This window comes from Helicobacter cinaedi PAGU611 (genome assembly GCF_000284635.1).
GTDB classification, from domain to species: domain Bacteria; phylum Campylobacterota; class Campylobacteria; order Campylobacterales; family Helicobacteraceae; genus Helicobacter_C; species Helicobacter_C cinaedi.
The window spans coordinates 1,376,217-1,392,870 of sequence record NC_017761.1 but is presented as its reverse complement, the minus strand read 5'-3'; the positions used below and the strand labels follow the sequence as shown (position 1 = coordinate 1,392,870).

At 31.6% G+C, this 16,654-nt stretch carries 18 protein-coding genes; all 18 read right to left on the bottom strand.

The genetic code is table 11. From position 1 onward, the window contains the following. Positions 1-9: 9 nt before the first annotated feature. Positions 10-1,149, bottom strand: coding sequence for a T6SS effector amidase Tae4 family protein (locus HCN_RS12405; protein WP_014667036.1), 1,140 nt, complete (start codon positions 1,147-1,149; stop codon positions 10-12). Between the two features lie 9 nt (positions 1,150-1,158). Next, positions 1,159-1,566: a hypothetical protein gene (locus HCN_RS06990; protein WP_014667035.1), complete on the bottom strand. Its 408-nt coding sequence runs from the start codon at positions 1,564-1,566 to the stop codon at positions 1,159-1,161. A 12-nt stretch (positions 1,567-1,578) separates the two neighbouring features. Then, positions 1,579-2,355, bottom strand: coding sequence for a T6SS effector amidase Tae4 family protein (locus tag HCN_RS06985; RefSeq protein ID WP_014667034.1), 777 nt, complete (start codon positions 2,353-2,355; stop codon positions 1,579-1,581). Then, positions 2,355-3,116, bottom strand: coding sequence for a hypothetical protein (locus HCN_RS12060; protein ID WP_014667033.1), 762 nt, complete (start codon positions 3,114-3,116; stop codon positions 2,355-2,357). Before HCN_RS12060 ends, HCN_RS06985 begins: the two co-directional genes overlap by 1 nt. Further along, complete coding sequence (locus tag HCN_RS06970; protein WP_014667032.1) at positions 3,113-3,628, bottom strand: hypothetical protein; 516 nt, start codon at positions 3,626-3,628, stop codon at positions 3,113-3,115. The genes HCN_RS12060 and HCN_RS06970 overlap by 4 nt, the downstream gene beginning before the upstream one ends. After that, positions 3,625-4,812 carry a hypothetical protein gene (locus tag HCN_RS12055; RefSeq protein WP_014667031.1) on the bottom strand — a complete coding sequence of 396 codons (1,188 nt, stop codon included), beginning with the start codon at positions 4,810-4,812 and terminating at the stop codon, positions 3,625-3,627. The genes HCN_RS06970 and HCN_RS12055 overlap by 4 nt, the downstream gene beginning before the upstream one ends. Before the next feature lie 232 nt (positions 4,813-5,044). After that, the gene (locus HCN_RS06955) at positions 5,045-5,356 is read right to left on the bottom strand and encodes a hypothetical protein (RefSeq protein ID WP_014667030.1); all 312 of its coding nucleotides are present in this window, start codon (positions 5,354-5,356) and stop codon (positions 5,045-5,047) included. A gap of 257 nt (positions 5,357-5,613) precedes the next feature. Next, entirely contained in the window at positions 5,614-6,111 is a 498-nt protein-coding gene (locus tag HCN_RS06950; RefSeq protein ID WP_014667029.1) for a hypothetical protein, read from the bottom strand. Then, complete coding sequence (locus HCN_RS12050) at positions 6,108-7,448, bottom strand: NlpC/P60 family protein (protein WP_014667028.1); 1,341 nt, start codon at positions 7,446-7,448, stop codon at positions 6,108-6,110. Before HCN_RS12050 ends, HCN_RS06950 begins: the two co-directional genes overlap by 4 nt. A 264-nt stretch (positions 7,449-7,712) precedes the next feature. Then, entirely contained in the window at positions 7,713-8,162 is a 450-nt protein-coding gene (locus tag HCN_RS06935) for a hypothetical protein (RefSeq protein WP_014667027.1), read from the bottom strand. Positions 8,163-8,346: 184 nt separating this feature from the next. Further along, complete coding sequence (locus HCN_RS06930) at positions 8,347-8,652, bottom strand: hypothetical protein (protein ID WP_014667026.1); 306 nt, start codon at positions 8,650-8,652, stop codon at positions 8,347-8,349. A gap of 4 nt (positions 8,653-8,656) precedes the next feature. Then, a complete protein-coding gene (locus HCN_RS06925; protein ID WP_014667025.1) occupies positions 8,657-8,851 on the bottom strand; it encodes a hypothetical protein in 195 nt (64 codons plus the stop codon). A 277-nt stretch (positions 8,852-9,128) separates the two neighbouring features. Then, on the bottom strand, positions 9,129-9,662 hold the full coding sequence (locus HCN_RS06920; protein WP_231997493.1) for a hypothetical protein: 534 nt from the start codon (positions 9,660-9,662) through the stop codon (positions 9,129-9,131). A gap of 36 nt (positions 9,663-9,698) precedes the next feature. Next, complete coding sequence (locus tag HCN_RS06915) at positions 9,699-10,196, bottom strand: hypothetical protein (RefSeq protein ID WP_014667023.1); 498 nt, start codon at positions 10,194-10,196, stop codon at positions 9,699-9,701. 36 nt (positions 10,197-10,232) lie between these two features. Then, complete coding sequence (locus HCN_RS06910; protein ID WP_014667022.1) at positions 10,233-10,748, bottom strand: hypothetical protein; 516 nt, start codon at positions 10,746-10,748, stop codon at positions 10,233-10,235. Beyond that, positions 10,745-14,206 carry a glycoside hydrolase family 24 protein gene (locus HCN_RS06905; RefSeq protein ID WP_014667021.1) on the bottom strand — a complete coding sequence of 1,154 codons (3,462 nt, stop codon included), beginning with the start codon at positions 14,204-14,206 and terminating at the stop codon, positions 10,745-10,747. Before HCN_RS06905 ends, HCN_RS06910 begins: the two co-directional genes overlap by 4 nt. A gap of 36 nt (positions 14,207-14,242) precedes the next feature. Further along, positions 14,243-15,715 (bottom strand): bacteriophage T4 gp5 trimerisation domain-containing protein, encoded by a 1,473-nt coding sequence (locus HCN_RS06900; RefSeq protein ID WP_014667020.1) that lies wholly within the window; start codon positions 15,713-15,715, stop codon positions 14,243-14,245. Next, positions 15,712-16,380: a hypothetical protein gene (locus tag HCN_RS06895; RefSeq protein WP_014667019.1), complete on the bottom strand. Its 669-nt coding sequence runs from the start codon at positions 16,378-16,380 to the stop codon at positions 15,712-15,714. Before HCN_RS06895 ends, HCN_RS06900 begins: the two co-directional genes overlap by 4 nt. Positions 16,381-16,654: the final 274 nt, after the last annotated feature.

The window sequence follows — 16,654 nt, the reverse complement described above, 5'->3', positions numbered from 1 at the left end:
CCAAAAGCATCACCCCAAGCCTCTATTTCTAAAGCTATAATGCCTTTTTTTGCCGTTTAGATTTGTGTGAAATTTTTCATTATCTTGTCGTATTTCATCGACTCGTGTTTGATTTAATATTTTTTTGTTTAACACTAATTTGTCATAGGATTCATCGTAAAATGTGTGATAAAAATTTGCACCATTAGTTGCTGAATATGTTTCTAACTCTCCAAAATGTTCGCTTTCTTTTAAAAATGTTACCATATCTTTAACTTTTATTAAAATCCTATCATCATTAGTGTTTTTCCCAGCGTATGCCAAATCGGCAGATTCCATACCTTTTAATCTTTTAATGGATATTCCATAGTCATATAGTGCTTTACTTAGTCTTGCGGTGCAAGTATTTATGCGTTGATATGGGCTATTCATAAACAAATCATAAATAGCCCCCTTGATTCTATAATATCTTATTTCAGCATCAATAAAATCCTTTTCTTCATATCTAAAAATATTATCTTTGCTTTTTACCCACCTATCTAACCTACCTTCTTCTTGCTCTATCCTATTTTTAGATTCTATTCTGTCGTTAGTGTTTATTTTGTGCATATTGAGATAATATTTCTTAAATTTTTCCCATTCTTGCCATTTTACAAAATCTCTAATTGCCATATCATCATTACTTGCATATCGTTGTGGTAGTGGTGTTAGTATTTCACTAGAATCTTCGCTAGATTCGCCTAAATCTGCATTAAATTCATTTGAATTATCGCTAATTTCATTCACAGATTCGGCTATATCCTCATCAATCTCAAATATATCCTTTGCTTTTGGTTCTCCTTGTAAGATTAAAGGTGAGCCTTTATCTGTGATGACTTGAGAGATTGCTTGGGCTAAGACTATTTTTTGATTATCAATTTCTAGTAAAGATGAAGTGATAGAATTTGGGATATTAGCTAATTTCGTGCAAGGATTTGGGATTCCAGCTATATTATTGGTGCAGCCTATAATGACAGCATTTGCTAAATCTTGCAAACTTATCAATCCAGCGTCATTATTATTAGAATCTTGCACACACATTAAATCTTTTGTGCTTGATTGAAATATGACTTTGCCTTTGTGGATACATTCTATAATGTCAGATTCAAGCAAGGGGTTTAAAGGTGGCATTGTAGATTCTTATTTGCACCCTTTGCAGTATTTTTTTACGATTCGTTCGATTTCGGCTTGGTATTTGGAGGATTCATAGATTTCTATGCAAGTGATTATATGGGTTAAACTGCCAAACACCATTTCTTTTTTTGCTTTTTTTACATAGTCAGAAAGCTCTCTTTGCGCGAGGTAAAATTTACCATCGCCAAAAATAGGGTAAAAGATTCTTGTATAATATCCAGTATCGTGCAAACTACTTATAGGTCTGCCATTGTCAAATTTTTCATCGTATAGACAAGAAATCATTCCGTCTTTTTTAAATGCAAGCACTCGCTCATCAAATGAATAGTTATTTTTATATCTATGCTTTGGCTCAAGCTCATATCCCACTAAATACACACAGAAAGCAAACGCTAACAATATAATCTTTTTCATACTTTGACTCCTTTATTTTAGCTCCCAAAAGAACAATTCTTTTGCTAAAAATTCTACACCATCATCTATGCCACCTAGATAGTTTATGTTTCTATTGTTTCGCACATCGACAAATTCATTTGTATCCCATAGTGTTGAATGCCAAAAACTTTTAAGATATTTTTTATCACGGAATCTCCCTCCACCAATGGTTACCAAACCTTTAGACTTTAAATCTTTTAATTTTTGCAAAAGTGTTTTATTGCGAGATAATAGGACATCATACGATTTTATTTCATATAAACTTTCTTTAAATTCTGGTTGCCTCCATTGTTGTAGCAAAAAATCTCTCATATCAATTACTCCCAATATGTAAAGCAATTCTTTTTGTTCTATTATAGCACCGCCAACAGAGCCAAATTCCCTTTTTTTGATTGTATTATGTAATGACATTCTACCAAAATTTAGAGCATAACTTATTTGTAAAGTGCAAGTATTTCTGTAATATTCTCTATTTCCCTTAAAATATCTTAAAGCTTCACCTCCCACCTTCTCATATCTTGCTTGTGATACTTTTGTTTTATTTGCAATTTCGTGTGCTTTTTGTCTTGCAATCCATTCTTGTTCGCCCTTTTTTATGAATTTATTTTTCTCGTCATTGAAAACAACTTCATATGCCTTGTCAATATCACTTTTGTCTATTTTATTGATTTCATCATACGCCCTTTTGACTTTGTCCCAGTTGGGTCTTTTGCATTTTATGCTTGCATTTTTTGTGCCACAAGTTGCCCTCCATTCTACTACTGCCATTATCTATCCTTAACTACATTTTTAACTATTACTTCATTGTTTTGTATTTTGCCACAAACAACAAACTTTTGATTATCGCTAGATTCTAACATAACTTTTACCTCTTCCCCATTCTCATACCCACTTGTAACGATATGTAAATTCATATCATTGCTATGTCTTGAATCATCACCCTCTAATTTTATCATTTCTTTTCCATAACTAAAATACATTTCTAATATTTCTTTTTTGGTTTGTGAATCTTTGTTTGAATTCGTGCTAGATTTTGGGCTAGATTCGTTGCTTGATTTTGCATTAGATTCGCTTGAAACTACATTTGAAACTACTTTAGATTCGCTTATAGATTTTTCACTCTCATTGTCGTTTTGTGCGTTATTAAATTCTACTATATCCTCATCAAGTTCTAATATATCCTTTGCCTTTGGTTCTCCTTGTAAGATTAAAGGTGAGCCTTTATCTGTGATGACTTGAGAGATTGCTTGGGCTAAAACTATTTTTTGATTATCTATTTCTAGTAAAGATGAAGTGATAGAATTTGGGATATTAGCTAATTTCGTGCAAGGAATTGGGATTCCAGCAATATTATTAGCACAGCCTATAATGACAGCATTTGCTAAATCTTGTAGGCTTATTGCACCTGCATCAGTGCCACTAGAATCTTGCACACACATTAAATCTTTTGTGCTTGATTGAAATATGACTTTGCCTTTGTGGATACATTCTATTTTATCTGTTTCTAGTAGGGGGTTTAGTGTTGTCATTTGTGTATTTTTATTTCATTATTATCTTGCGTATTTACAACACCACTAGAAGCACACTTAGAATCTTTAGAAAAAATCTTAAAATTTTTTACCAGCAAGATGGGCGTATTTAGTAGTGTTTTTTGCAAGTATCCCTCTAAATAGTAAATATTACAAATGGGTGAGATTCCCTCATTTGCAATAAAATCCCTCTCTATTTCTTTATTTTCAAACAATAAATCTATATCCCAGCCGATTAGAGAATTTTCATCTGTGCTACTTATGGAATTATCATCGCGATTCGCGATATTAAGAGCATATTCTATTTCATTATTTAATGTCTCTATATCAATATGTTGTTTGTCTTTAAATGGACTACTTTGGCTTTTGTCCTCTATTTTAAAAACCCTATATTGCGGACATTCGCAAGCATATTGCATATTTATTGTATATAAAGATATGTGTTGTTTATCATTGCTACAACCCATAAAAAACATAGAAAATATGATATAAAAAAATAGCTTTGTTCTCATTGTAATAACTCCTCGAAATTTAGCCACCCTTTTTGTGAGGTTTCTTTAATAACTTTACCATTTTGCCAAATCGCTCTTTTGCCGTGCCGATAATCTTGTTTTTTAACATCTTTTGTGTTGTTAATGTTGGGATTTGCTTTTGTAATATGTTCTACAACATACCCTTGCGGAATCTCTTCGGACAAATTTTTTGCAATGCTATCTATAATAACAAGGTCTCCGCCAGATTCACAACCGTGTATTTCAATATATGCTCCTTGTGCGATAAACCTATCGAATTTTATATCATATATTGTTCTTTTTTCTTTGTGTGTATAAGTTGCACTCAAAAAATCAGTCGTTTTACTTGCATACAAACCAGCATTAAGATTATTGGTTTGTATTTCATCTTTTGATAAGTTTTTTGACATAGAACTACCTCTATACATATATAGCCCCCACTTACTACCGTGAAAAAACAAATCCAGCGAAGTAATAGAATTAGGTTTTTGCTCATTTATAATATCCACTATGGTTTTTGCAGAATCAATAAATTTATGTTCATATATATCGTTTGGATGGTGCTTTTTGTAATCTCTTAAAACATTTAGGGAAGCATAATAGAAGGATGAATTATCGCCAACTTTACGCGCTCCACCATAAAATAATAGGCGAACTTTTCTATTTGTTTGCCATTTTATCAAATCTCTAAACGCCATATTATCATTGCTTGCATATCGTTGAGGCAGTGGTTTTGGTAGATTTGAATCTCCGCTAGATTCGCTTATAGATTTTATATTGTTGCTTTGTGTATTTTGTGCATTCTTTGTTATGTCCTCATCAATCTCAAATATATCCTTTGCTTTTGGTTCTCCTTGTAAGATTAAAGGTGAGCCTTTATCTGTGATGACTTGTGAGGTTGCTTGGGCTAAGACTATTTTTTGATTATCAATTTCTAGTAATGTAGAGCAAATCGAATTTGGGATATTAACTAATTTCGTGCAAGGACTTGGGATTCCAGCGATATTATCGGTGCAGCCTATAATTGTGGCATTTGCCAAATCGCCCAAACTTATCAATCCAGCGTCATTATTATTAGAATCTTGCACACACATTAAATCTTTTGTGCTTGATTGAAATATGACTTTGCCTTTGTGGAGGCATTCTATGCTGTCAGATTCAAGCAAGGGGTTTAAAGGTGGCACAGATGACTTTCCTTTTGAATTTTTATTAAATTTAGAATTATTTGTAATGTTATGCTTTAAATATCATTAATTTATGAATTTAAATTTATAAACTTGTTTTATCATAAGTTTGATTAAAAGTTAATATATAAACTCTTAACAATAAAAAGTGTGATTTACAAATATCTTTTATCTCGCACATTTTAATCATAATTTTTTTTTCCTTTATTTTTTTGCTGTTTGTATTTATATTTCATACTTCATCTAAAATCTCAATAATCTTTTCATAATTTTGAACAGCATTAGAATCACCATTAGATTTTGCCTCATTTAGCTTTTGATTGGCAAATTGCAATGGTGCTCTCTTAACATAATTTTTATTATAATACACTTCATCTATGACAAATTCCTCATACTGTGCCACATTATCTTTATATGTGAGTTTATTTTCTAGCAGAAATTGGACAGATTCTACCTTCGCAGATTCAATAGCAGCAATCAAAAAAATCATTCCTCCACTTGCTTGCATAGAGGTAAATTCCCGCTTCCCAAGCTCATCAAGCATTAGTCTCAAGCCCTTTATGTCGCATTGTTTAAGCATATTTATTATCGCATAAGGCGTGCCTGAATTATAATAATATACATCATCTTCCTGTCCTTTCCAATCTTTTGCCCACTCATTATAGAGAGCGGATTCTCTTATGAAGTTGCATTCTTGTGAATCTTGCGTTTGTAATTCGCCTGAATCTTTGGAATCACCACACGCATTTATCTAAAATGCCACAAGCAAAATTCCTAAAATTTTTACCAACTTTGTCATTTTTACTCCTTACTAACCCTATAAAAAATTTTATTTTTTAGCACAATACCTTTAAGCGACACACAATCGCTTAAATTTCCACTGATTTTTAGTCTTTGTTCTTTATCGTTTTCATCTATGGGCTCATCTTGGATTCTAATCGACAAAGCGCATTTGCCTTTATCATAGCCCTCATTCCAAAATTCTACCGCGTCATAACCAACGCCATTTTCCGCAGTATCACTCTCACCGCCAAGATAGCTATTTGGATGGACATTTGCCCTGTCTTTGAGAAGCAATTTTCCATTGTGGATTATCTCAAAATCTATCACCCTAAACATAAAATAATCGCTCATTTCTGCAATCCACTTTTTTGTGCCTTGCAACTCTTGAATCTTGATTGTTATGCCATCATTTTGTTTGGATTTAAAAGTGTGAATCTGTGCTTGATTTGTGGCTAGATTCTCCGCACCAAACGCCACACTACACGTTAAAAATATAAATGCTAGTAGTTTTTTCATCTTGTTTTTTCTCCTTTGTTTATTGTATTGCTATTAAGCGTAGGTAATGTGTAGTTGGGAACATATTCTTTTGGATATACAAAATATTGAAAGAAATTTTTGCTGTATGCTGTGTGTTTAACCGAATCGTTTTGATTACCACCTAAACTCACCAAATATCCATTTTCCGTTTTTCCAACTATAAAGCCAACATGTCCATATCCATTTGGTTTTATATGAACGCCTATGCAACCATAAGCTGGTTTGTCTAATTTTTGACCCCAATCTTTCCAAGACCTAGCAGCTGCACTATTTGTTCCTTTAATTCCTGCTTGCGTCATAACCCAATTTACAAAACTAGAACACCAAGCCGTTTCATCGTCTTTAAATTTTCCTGTCGTGGAGTGATATTCTATAATTCTAGGATTGTGTATATTTCCTTTTATCTCTAAAACTCCTAATTCTTTTTTTGCTATTGCTATCCATAATAATTCACTCTCATACCCCACCTCTAATCTCACATCATCTACTCTATATTCATTCTTATAGTTTTGCAATATATTGATTGGCTCACAGAAGTCATCATCTATAAATATTTCAGCATTGATGATATTTTGTGTATTGTGATTTGTGAGTGTTGCCTTATTAGAATTCTTTCTATTTGTGATATGCAGTCTATACGATTCTTGTGGTTTTATAGTCATTGGAAGATTCTCTAATTTTACTTTATAATGTTGAGATTCTGCAATAGTCTCTTTTGGATTACTAAGATTTAAAGCATGAAGCTTAAAGCTTTTATCTTTTTTTACCTTTCCCCACTCTACTATATGAAGTTCTTTCCCATTAAATCTTAAAGAGAGGGGATATTCAAGTTTAAGCACTTGTTTGACTTTACTGCTCGGAACATTAATATAAGCAAAGATATGAAGATAAGTAGCTTTGTTTATATCAAAGTATTCTTTTTTTAAAGTAAGTGTGTAGTCTTCACCTATATAAGGACTATCACTTCCTTCTTGTGTAATCTTTCTGTAATCAAGTTTTTGAGGAAGAGTTTCATCTGTGCTTAAAATATATGCCCATTTCGTATTTGCTTTAGCTTCTTTGAGTTCTTCTTGTGAGAGCTTTGTATTATTATAGTGAGCTTGAAATGTAAGAGTATCGTTGGCTTTATAATGTATATACTTCTTGTCTTTAAAACTTACACTTTGTACAAGAACTTTGCTCTTGTTTTGTAAGGGAGGCTTTTTTGTGCTCAGTTTTGCATCTGTAATGATATAGCGTTGAGAGAGTTTTGCTTGTCTGTTGATTTGAAAGTTTGGATTAGTTGTTGTGGTTTGGTGTATAGGAGAATAACTCATTTTAAAAGCCTTCACACTGAGAGCTTACCTGACTCTCGTGGATTACTCCATAGATTGCTTTACTTGTATCTTTTACTTCTGGTGGGATATAAGCTACTTTTAGCCATTTGGGATTGGTAGGGTCTTTGCCTAAATTTAAAATGAAACCCTGCTTCACTTTTGAAGTTTTCTCTATTTGCACCCAAAGATGAATGTGGAATATCCACTACATTTACAATGTTAAAATCTGCACAATGTTTTGATACATTAGAAGCACCAACTTCATTAATTGTGTTTGTCATTGCTTGTGATATTAAAATAAGCATTGATTTCATCTTCTGGAGCTAGAATATCAATAAGCTTATGAGGCTTTTTATCTTTTTGATAAAGAATAAAAATATAGGGGCTATCAATTTTGCTTATTTCTAAAGAATAGCTTTGGAAGGTTAATGCCTTACATTCCTCTACAGGTATGGCATAGAAATTGGTTTCAATCCCATTAGCACGCAAATAATTCCCTACCGAATCAAGATAATATGCCCAATCATCCATTGCAGTATAAAAATCATCTTCATCGTTGCTAGAAAGTTTAAGATTTTTAAAGTAGCCTTCTGTTTGTGTCGCGTAAAATCCACATTTCTCACATAATATCCTGCAATCTTTATGGACAATTTTTATATCATTGCCATAAAGACTAAAAATCACACTAACAAAAACAATACAATATTTAAGCATTATTTTTCCTCCTAAGGTTGCGTAATTTCAATATGGTAGCAAGACGCTTGATTTCTTCGTTCATCAATAATATGAAAACCTTGATGAATATTTTTGTATTCTTCAGCAGCCCTAAAAAACTCCTTCTGGTTTTTGAGGCTACGCACCGAAACATCAAAGGTATTTTTTATATTATGCTCATTATCTATTTTACACTATATTCTTTAAGAATCTCTAGTATCTTTTCATAATTTGCTATGGCTTTAGAATCTCCTTTAGCTTTAACTTCTTGGAGTTTTTGATTGGCAAGTTGTTTATATTTTATTGTTAGGTGCAATTCTTTTAGGATAAGTTCATTTTCAAGTAAAAAACTCACAACCAAAGGATTTATATTCTTTTGTAAGATATTATCAAGATAACTTCCCTCTGCATTTTGTAGAGTGATTATCTCGTTTTTTCCAAGATAGTTGAGCATTTGCTTTAAACCCATTATATCACAAGTTTGCATCATATCTTTAACAACCCCACTTTGTCTCTACAATATAGTATTGATTAATTTGTGCATTATCTCCCCACTCATACTCTCCCAAATCCAATTTCCATTGCTGAAAAAGAGAAGATTTATCATTGATATTACATAAAGAATTAGCATATACGCTAATACCAACCAAAAATATTAATGCCATTGAATATGCAACTATTTTTTTCATTTCAATATCCTTTTGTGTTAATATAATTCTTATATTTTTCTTGAGTATCCTTTAAAGCCTCTATCATTTTTTCTGCACCATAGTGTGCTTTATTGCCTCCTATATTTTCATAAAAGGATTGTTAGCCATTATACTCGTTGGCAGGATATTTGCTAAACTCATCTGCGTTTAGTGCAATGAAACATAATAGCGTTAAAAGTAGTTTTTTTATTTCATTTTTACTCCTTTTTATCTTGATTCCATTATTATGGATTTGTCTTGCTTTGTGTGTTAAGAATTACCAATCTATACTCCATTGATAGATTACTTCAATATAATCTTTTGTTTGTCTATAAATCGTAATGCTACCACTATCATACCCCATACCAATTACCCAAAATTTCCCTTTAATATCGTGTATATAATATGTTCCCACTTCGTCATCTTTATTAGATTCTGATTCGCCATAATCATATAAGTTTTTATCGGGCAGTGTTTTCATTTCGTGTTTTTGTCTAAATAAAATATAGGCTTCTTTAATCTCTTTAGCTTTTATAAAATATTTTCTTATACCTATATCCTCTCCATTTACATTTCCACAAGGGAATTCATAGCCACTTGTTCTATATTTACACAAATCAATAAAAACAAGATTATTTTGAGAATCCTTTTGTATTTTAGTTTCATCATATTGCACTAAAAATACTTCTGAAAAAAATTTTTCTCTTTCATCTATCATTGTTGCTGCTTGAGTGTCATCAATCTTGATTGTTGCACTATATAAACTACCACAAAACAACACAATAAATACAGCATATTTTTTCACAATCATATCCTTTATTTAAAATTTTTACCAACTTTGTCATTTTTACTCCTCGCTAACCCTATAAAAAATTTTATTTTTTAGCACAATACCTTTAAGCGACACACAATCGCTTAAATTTCCACTGATTTTTAGTCTTTGTTCTTTATCGTTTTCATCTATGGGCTCATCTTGGATTCTAATCGACAAAGCGCATTTGCCTTTATCATAGCCCTCATTCCAAAATTCTACCGCGTCATAACCAACGCCATTTTCCGCAGTATCACTCTCACCGCCAAGATAGCTATTTGGATGGACATTTGCCCTGTCTTTGAGAAGCAATTTTCCATTGTGGATTATCTCAAAATCTATCACCCTAAACATAAAATAATCGCTCATTTCTGCAATCCACTTTTTTGTGCCTTGCAACTCTTGAATCTTGATTGTTATGCCATCATTTTGTTTGGATTTAAAAGTGTGAATCTGTGCTTGATTTGTGGCTAGATTCTCCGCACCAAACGCCACACTACACGTTAAAAATATAAATGCTAGTAGTTTTTTCATTTTTTGCGCTCCTTTCTTAAAAATGATTTTTGCAAATCATTGTCCGCTTTTATATTTTTCTAAAATCTCAATAATCTTTTCATAATTTTGAACAGCATTAGAATCACCATTAGATTTTGCCTCATTTAGCTTTTGATTAGCGTAGTCGCACAAACTCTCTATATCATCGTCTATTATATGATTTTTAAGCAAAAATTTAAGTGCCTTTGCATTTGCCAAATCTATGGCTTGCTGCTCAAAAGTAGGCGCACCGATAATGCCATTTAAAAACGCCATATTATGCTCTTTGTCCTTTTCTAATGCTTTGTATATAAGCTCTAACCCAGCAATATCATCTGCCTTAATCATATCAATGATAATATACGCGCTCTCAAAAGCATAAGATTTATTTGTAGCGGCAGGGTTGCTAGATTTATTGTTCCATTTATGATTTCCCCATTGCTTAAACCACTCATTATAAAAATCGGACTCGGTGTTTTGTGTGCTTTGCATGTGCACTAAATCTTGCGCATGGCCAAAAATCAACATAAAAGCAAGGATTAGTTTTTTCATTTATCACTCCTTAATAATTGTAAAAATTCTGCAATTTCTCCATTGCTTATTGCAAGATTTGATATGCCTTGCAATTCCTCTTTTAAATGTTTATCATAATATTTCATAAAATTCTCCATTGTTTCTGTTCTCTGATTGTATGGAGATTCTGGGAGAGACGCCCACTCATAATGCAATCTTTTCTTTGGCTTATCTGTCCTAGTTCTTACGGCTTCGTCAATTTTATTTGCCATTATTAAATCTAGTGAGTCTCTAATTTTGTGCAATAATATTATGCACGATTTATCTTGATTTTTTGGAGAAAAATCATCAATACCATACTTATCTCTATATTTCTTAATGTTATCCCAAGTTTTTTTTAAAATTTGATAAGCTCCAGCTGCTGTGGAATTTAATTTTTTATTGTAAATATTTGGGTGTTTTGAAAAATCATCAAAAGTGTCTCCACCTACAAGTGTTTTATAGCCTTTATCATAAAGTGTTCCTTCCCCATATCTCAAAGCATACATAAAGGCTTTTAGCCTTGCTATTTCAATACTAACATACCCCACCTCTAGTTTCACCTTATCTATTTCATAACCTTGAGTTTTGAGAGTATCTATCTTTTGTTTGAGATTCAATATAAAGTCTTTATAAGTTCTGCTTCCTTTGAGACATATTTTTACTTTTTTATCTGTATAATGTGTAGGTATTGGAGTATTAGGAGCTATGATAAAAGTAGTGCCTTTGGGATAAGGGATATTATCTAATGGATTACTATGATAAGAGATTTTATATTGATTGTTTGTATCTATGGTATAGATATTAAGGGCTTTATATCCTCTTGCTCTATAGAGATAGTCTGTTTGAATTTTTAGAGATTGCTCTATATCTTTAGTATAAAGATAGTAGCTTCCTTTGGGTAGAGAAGTATCTTGCTTCATAGAAACTATAATATCTTGTTCTTTGAGATGATTGGATTGATAATATTTTTCTGTATCTAGAATATCATATGTAAGAGAGTAAGATGAAAACAATTTAGGAATATCTTGTTTATCTATAACATCATAGTCTTTAGAGTAGATTCTATAATATGCTTTATTTTCATTATTTCCCTTATCAAATATATTAGAATCTAGCTTATCCCTTTTTACCTCTCCCCATTCTAATATTTGAAGTTCTTTACCATTAAATTGAAGTGATAAAGGAGGTTTATAATCTAGTTTGGTATGGGTGGTATAATTCCTCGCTTTATAGGCTGGGGAGCGTAGATAAGCAAAGATAACTAAAGTATAATCTCCCTGTGTGAGGTATTGGAGTTGTTGGGAATAGTTGGGAGGATTGGTGGTTTGAGAGTTTGATGATGGTTGTGAATTGTTTGTTTGTGCTTTTGAATTTGGACTTTGAGAGCTTGTTTGATGTGATTGTAGGCTTTGCAAATATTCTTTAGGATTAAATGTTATTATATTTCCCTTGTAGGTATCACTTGGGAGTTCATAGTAATGCTCATCTTTTATTAAGCCTGTTTTGTTTGGATTATAATCTTTTGTAGGAAGTATCATATAAGCCCATTTAACCAAATTATAGCCATAATAGATAGCCTCACATTCTAAGGCAGTATCTATCTTTATTGGTTTTTGTATGTTGTTTATTCTCACTTCAAGGATAGAATCTGTATTGTCTATCTTTTCATCAAGTGTTGTAGTTTGCTTAAGATGTAAGATATTCTTATAAGTAATGCCTTTACCTGCTTTAGCTTGTTTTTTTATTTGATTATTTACTGATATTATGCCCACACCTGTTATTTTGTGTATATCATAAGTGGAATAATTTTGAGTCACTAAATCATTACAAGAGAGTATGAGTTTAGTTGTAACATTTGCAAGAGGAGTATCATCAAGGTTAAGTTCGGTGCTTAGAGTAGCACTATAACTGATATTACCAGCTTTATCTGTTTTGGTATTGCCATTATTATCTTTGTTTTCTTGTAAGTTTATTTGATAGGTTTTTCTATTTTCGCAGTTAAGAAGATAGATGATAGGTTGCCCCTGTGAATTATGAGAATCTTGTATAGAATTATTTGACTCATTGGAGTTCGTTTCATTGTTATGATTGTGTTGAATAGAGGAGTGTTGATTAGAGCAATAGATATAGAGTTCATTAATGTAGAGTGTGAAATTACCTTCTTTAGAACAATCAGTAGAGTGAGATTTTTCTTCTTTGAGTTTTAATTTAATACCAAGCTTATTCACTTTTTGATTTTTGTTTATTTCATTGGAAATAATATGGTTTTGTTTGCTAAAGCCTGTATTGTAGAGTAGGATATTGCTTTGGTGTTTTTGGATAGTGAGTATAGGCTCTGCATTTTTAAAGATATATTCTTGTTGATAATCTGCTATATCATCACCATTTTTATCTAATTCAAGATAATCATCTTTTTGTGAAAGAGTTGGTTCTTGTGCAGATTCTGTGTCATTTTTTATCTCTGTGCCTAAAAAATAATTTGTGCTTTGCTTATCTTTAAAATCACTCAAATAAAGCCTTGAATGAGTGCCTAAGTAAGTGCAATCAATCTTTGTATCTTTGCAAACTATAAGGTAGAGCGTAGAATTAAACTTTTGTCTTATTTGCAGAGCTATATCCCCGATACTTTGAGGATAAAAGATAAAAAAAGAGGAGTTGTTTTGCTGCATTCGCTTATTGATTGTAGCGATATTATCTGTAACATTTGGTTTATCTTTAGATTTTTGTATAATGTAAATACTCTCTATTTTAAGGCTTGGATTATTCTCTTGGATATAATATTGCTTCATTGTATTTAAAAAGGGTTGAGTGATTGAAACTAGACTTTGAGATAGTGGGAAGCTATTATCTGTAAAGTTTTTCTTTATTTCTTCTTCTTTTTTTATTATGCTCTCATAGTATGTTTGAGATTTTGAAGATTCTGCAATGTTTAAAAATTCAAAGAATATCATAGATTCATTAAGGCTAACTTTATCTTGATTGAGGTCTTTAGTTTTAATTTGCACATTATCACAAAGTGATTGAAAGATTTTATCATTAATATCATTATTTTCATAAAGCCCAAAGAGATTGGATTGTTTAAAACGCTTAATAGCTATGCTTTTATCATTTTTACTATTGCTATTGTATCTTATCTCATACCAAAGCTTAAGATGAGATTTTTCTTTGAGTGCTTGTTGAAAGCCTTTACCGAATACTTGTTCATTTTCCCCAAGATATTGTATATGTAATAAAGTAAGATACTCTTTTGAAGATTTGAGTGTTTTTAGATTCTCTTGTGTGATTTGTATATAGTCATTGTTGTCATTATTAAGAAAAGTGTTTAAAGAATTTTTGGCATTATCAATGGGCATTATATTATTTTCTAAATCTATCTCAAAGTAAAATTTAAAAGTATTATAAAGTAGCATTTCATTACTTTGCTGAATAGAGTTGCTATTATTTATTGGTTTCATATCTGCCTATTATTATCTTTATATGTGTTATTACTTTCACTCCGCCTTTACCTCCCCACCTTTAACTATAAGTCCTTTAGAATCTATGACTACTTCTACTCCACCAGCTTTAATAATAACACAATCTCCCTTAGCAGTAATAGAAGTATCTCCTACTTGGTGAAGGATAGTGTTACCAGCATTAACGCTATAATTGGTTTGAATCTCACTATATTTAGAATCTGCAGTTTCTGTGTGTTGCTTATCTGTTTGGGTAGAGAAGCTCTCTTTTGCAAATACATCTATATAATTGATAGCTTGTAGATTAATATGTTCTTGACTTCTGTAATTTAAGCCTTTTATAGAATCCAATTCAACATCTCCCTCCACCACCTCCCTCTTATTCCCCCCTACATTCCTATTCTCATCTTGCTTAATACTTGTATTGAGGTTTGCTTGTATCTCTACACTCTTATCCTCTCCTACATACTCACTACTATCCTTAGCTACTCTAAGTTTATTACTTGCTCCTACATTTAAAGTATGACTTAATCCTACAATGGTATCTTTAGATAAAGCCACATTCGTATTATATTCTCCTCCAATACTTACAATCTTTGCTAAATCTATGGTTTGCGTATGAATCTTTTTAATCCTTTCATTATATGCTCCCTCTACTATGGAATCTTTATTATTCTGTATCTTTTGAGTGAAGTTATGTTTAATGAGTTCTTCATAATCTCTTTGTGCTTGAAGATAGATTTGTTCTTTCTCTTTTATATTAGAGAGCGTGATTTCATTTAATCCAGATTCTACTATAGAAGAGTTTGTATCCTCTGTCTCTTTTGTATTATTAAGAGTTCTTGCACTTAAACTTGTTTGATGAGCATTTAAAGGCAAAGGAGGCAAGGCAGGATTACTTTGGTTATACAGACTAGCACTGATATAAGGCTTATCTATATCCTCATCAAAGAAACTTACAATCACTTCATCTCCCACTCTTGGAGTATGATACAAACCTGAACTTATACTTGCAATAGGAGAGCTTACTCTAAGATAAGGAGAGTAATGATAAGAATAGGCTTTCATTTGTGAATGGTTATTCTCTACATCATTGTTTGTTGTATGATTTTCTTGTGAGTGTATATTCTCCTCTGTCTGTGTTGTATTGCTTAAAGTATCATTGGTTGTTTGTGTATGAGTGTTAGTATTTCCATTAATGTTTTGAAGAGTGCCTTGTGAATGGTTATTCTCTATATTTTTTCCTTGAACATTATTTTGTTCTTTCACTCTTGCATTATCTATAACCTCTTGAGAAGCAAAGCAATTTATTCGGACCTTTACTCTACCAAAGTTATCTGTATGAATAGTATTTCTTTCTCCATCTATATCCTCACTCTCTCCAATAACAACTCCTAAAGTGCTACTAGGAGCTTTAGGCTTACTCTTTAAAGAGGGAGTATAGCTAAAGGTAATAGGTAAAAGGGTGAGGGTATTACTATAAGAGTGAGATGTGTTTGAAGCACTCATCTATTAATCTTTCCTATCCACTTTATAATATTTCCTTTTGAATCTATTTCAACACTTAAGTCTTTGTATTTGTTATAAAATCTAGGGGCTAGGATTTCATTAAAGTATTTTGTGCCTTTCTCTGTGCGGATTACATTTATATCCCAAGAATTCCAATCTTTAGGATTATTCCAAAGTATTTTAGAATTTTCTTTTTTGTCGTTGCTATATAAATAATTTTGATATTGATAAAAAAATATTTCTTCAAAATATTTCCAAGCTTCAAACGAAGAGTTAAAAGAATGAAACAAGCTTTTTTCTTCATCTTTGCAAGTAAAATCTATCAAATTACCCAAAAAACACTCACCAATCACTCCTATATATTCACTTGCATAACTAGGTTTAGGATCATTTTCAAAAAGTGTCTTATCTAAAACATCAAATGGATAAACATCATATTGCCCCATAAATACTTCATCAATTTCAAAGTTAGACTCTGCTTCTGCCAAAATATAATGCTCAAAGTATTCTAAAATATCTATTTTTGTAATATTTGAATTGCTTAATAGTAATTTTAAATCCAATGCCTCATCACCTAAAACAGCCGCTATTTTTTTATCCATACCGATTTTATAAATAGAATCAAATATAAATTTATCAATACTTTCTAAGACCTTATACCTCATTTTCTTATCGTCTCCAAATTATGAATAATCTTTTCTTTTTTGTTTATATCTATGGCTTTACCACCTGTTTGAGAATTAGAGCGGATGCCTATAGGAGTGCCATCATCTAAAAAATATTCTAACACATTTACCTCCTCTTTTTGCCCTGTTTTTTTTCACTTTTATTGTTTGTTTATGTTCTCCAATATATTTTGCATTTTTTGTAAATTTATTTACTAATTCGTCTAATTCTTTTGTGTTTCTTACAAAATGGACTCTCTTACTTCGTGTGATG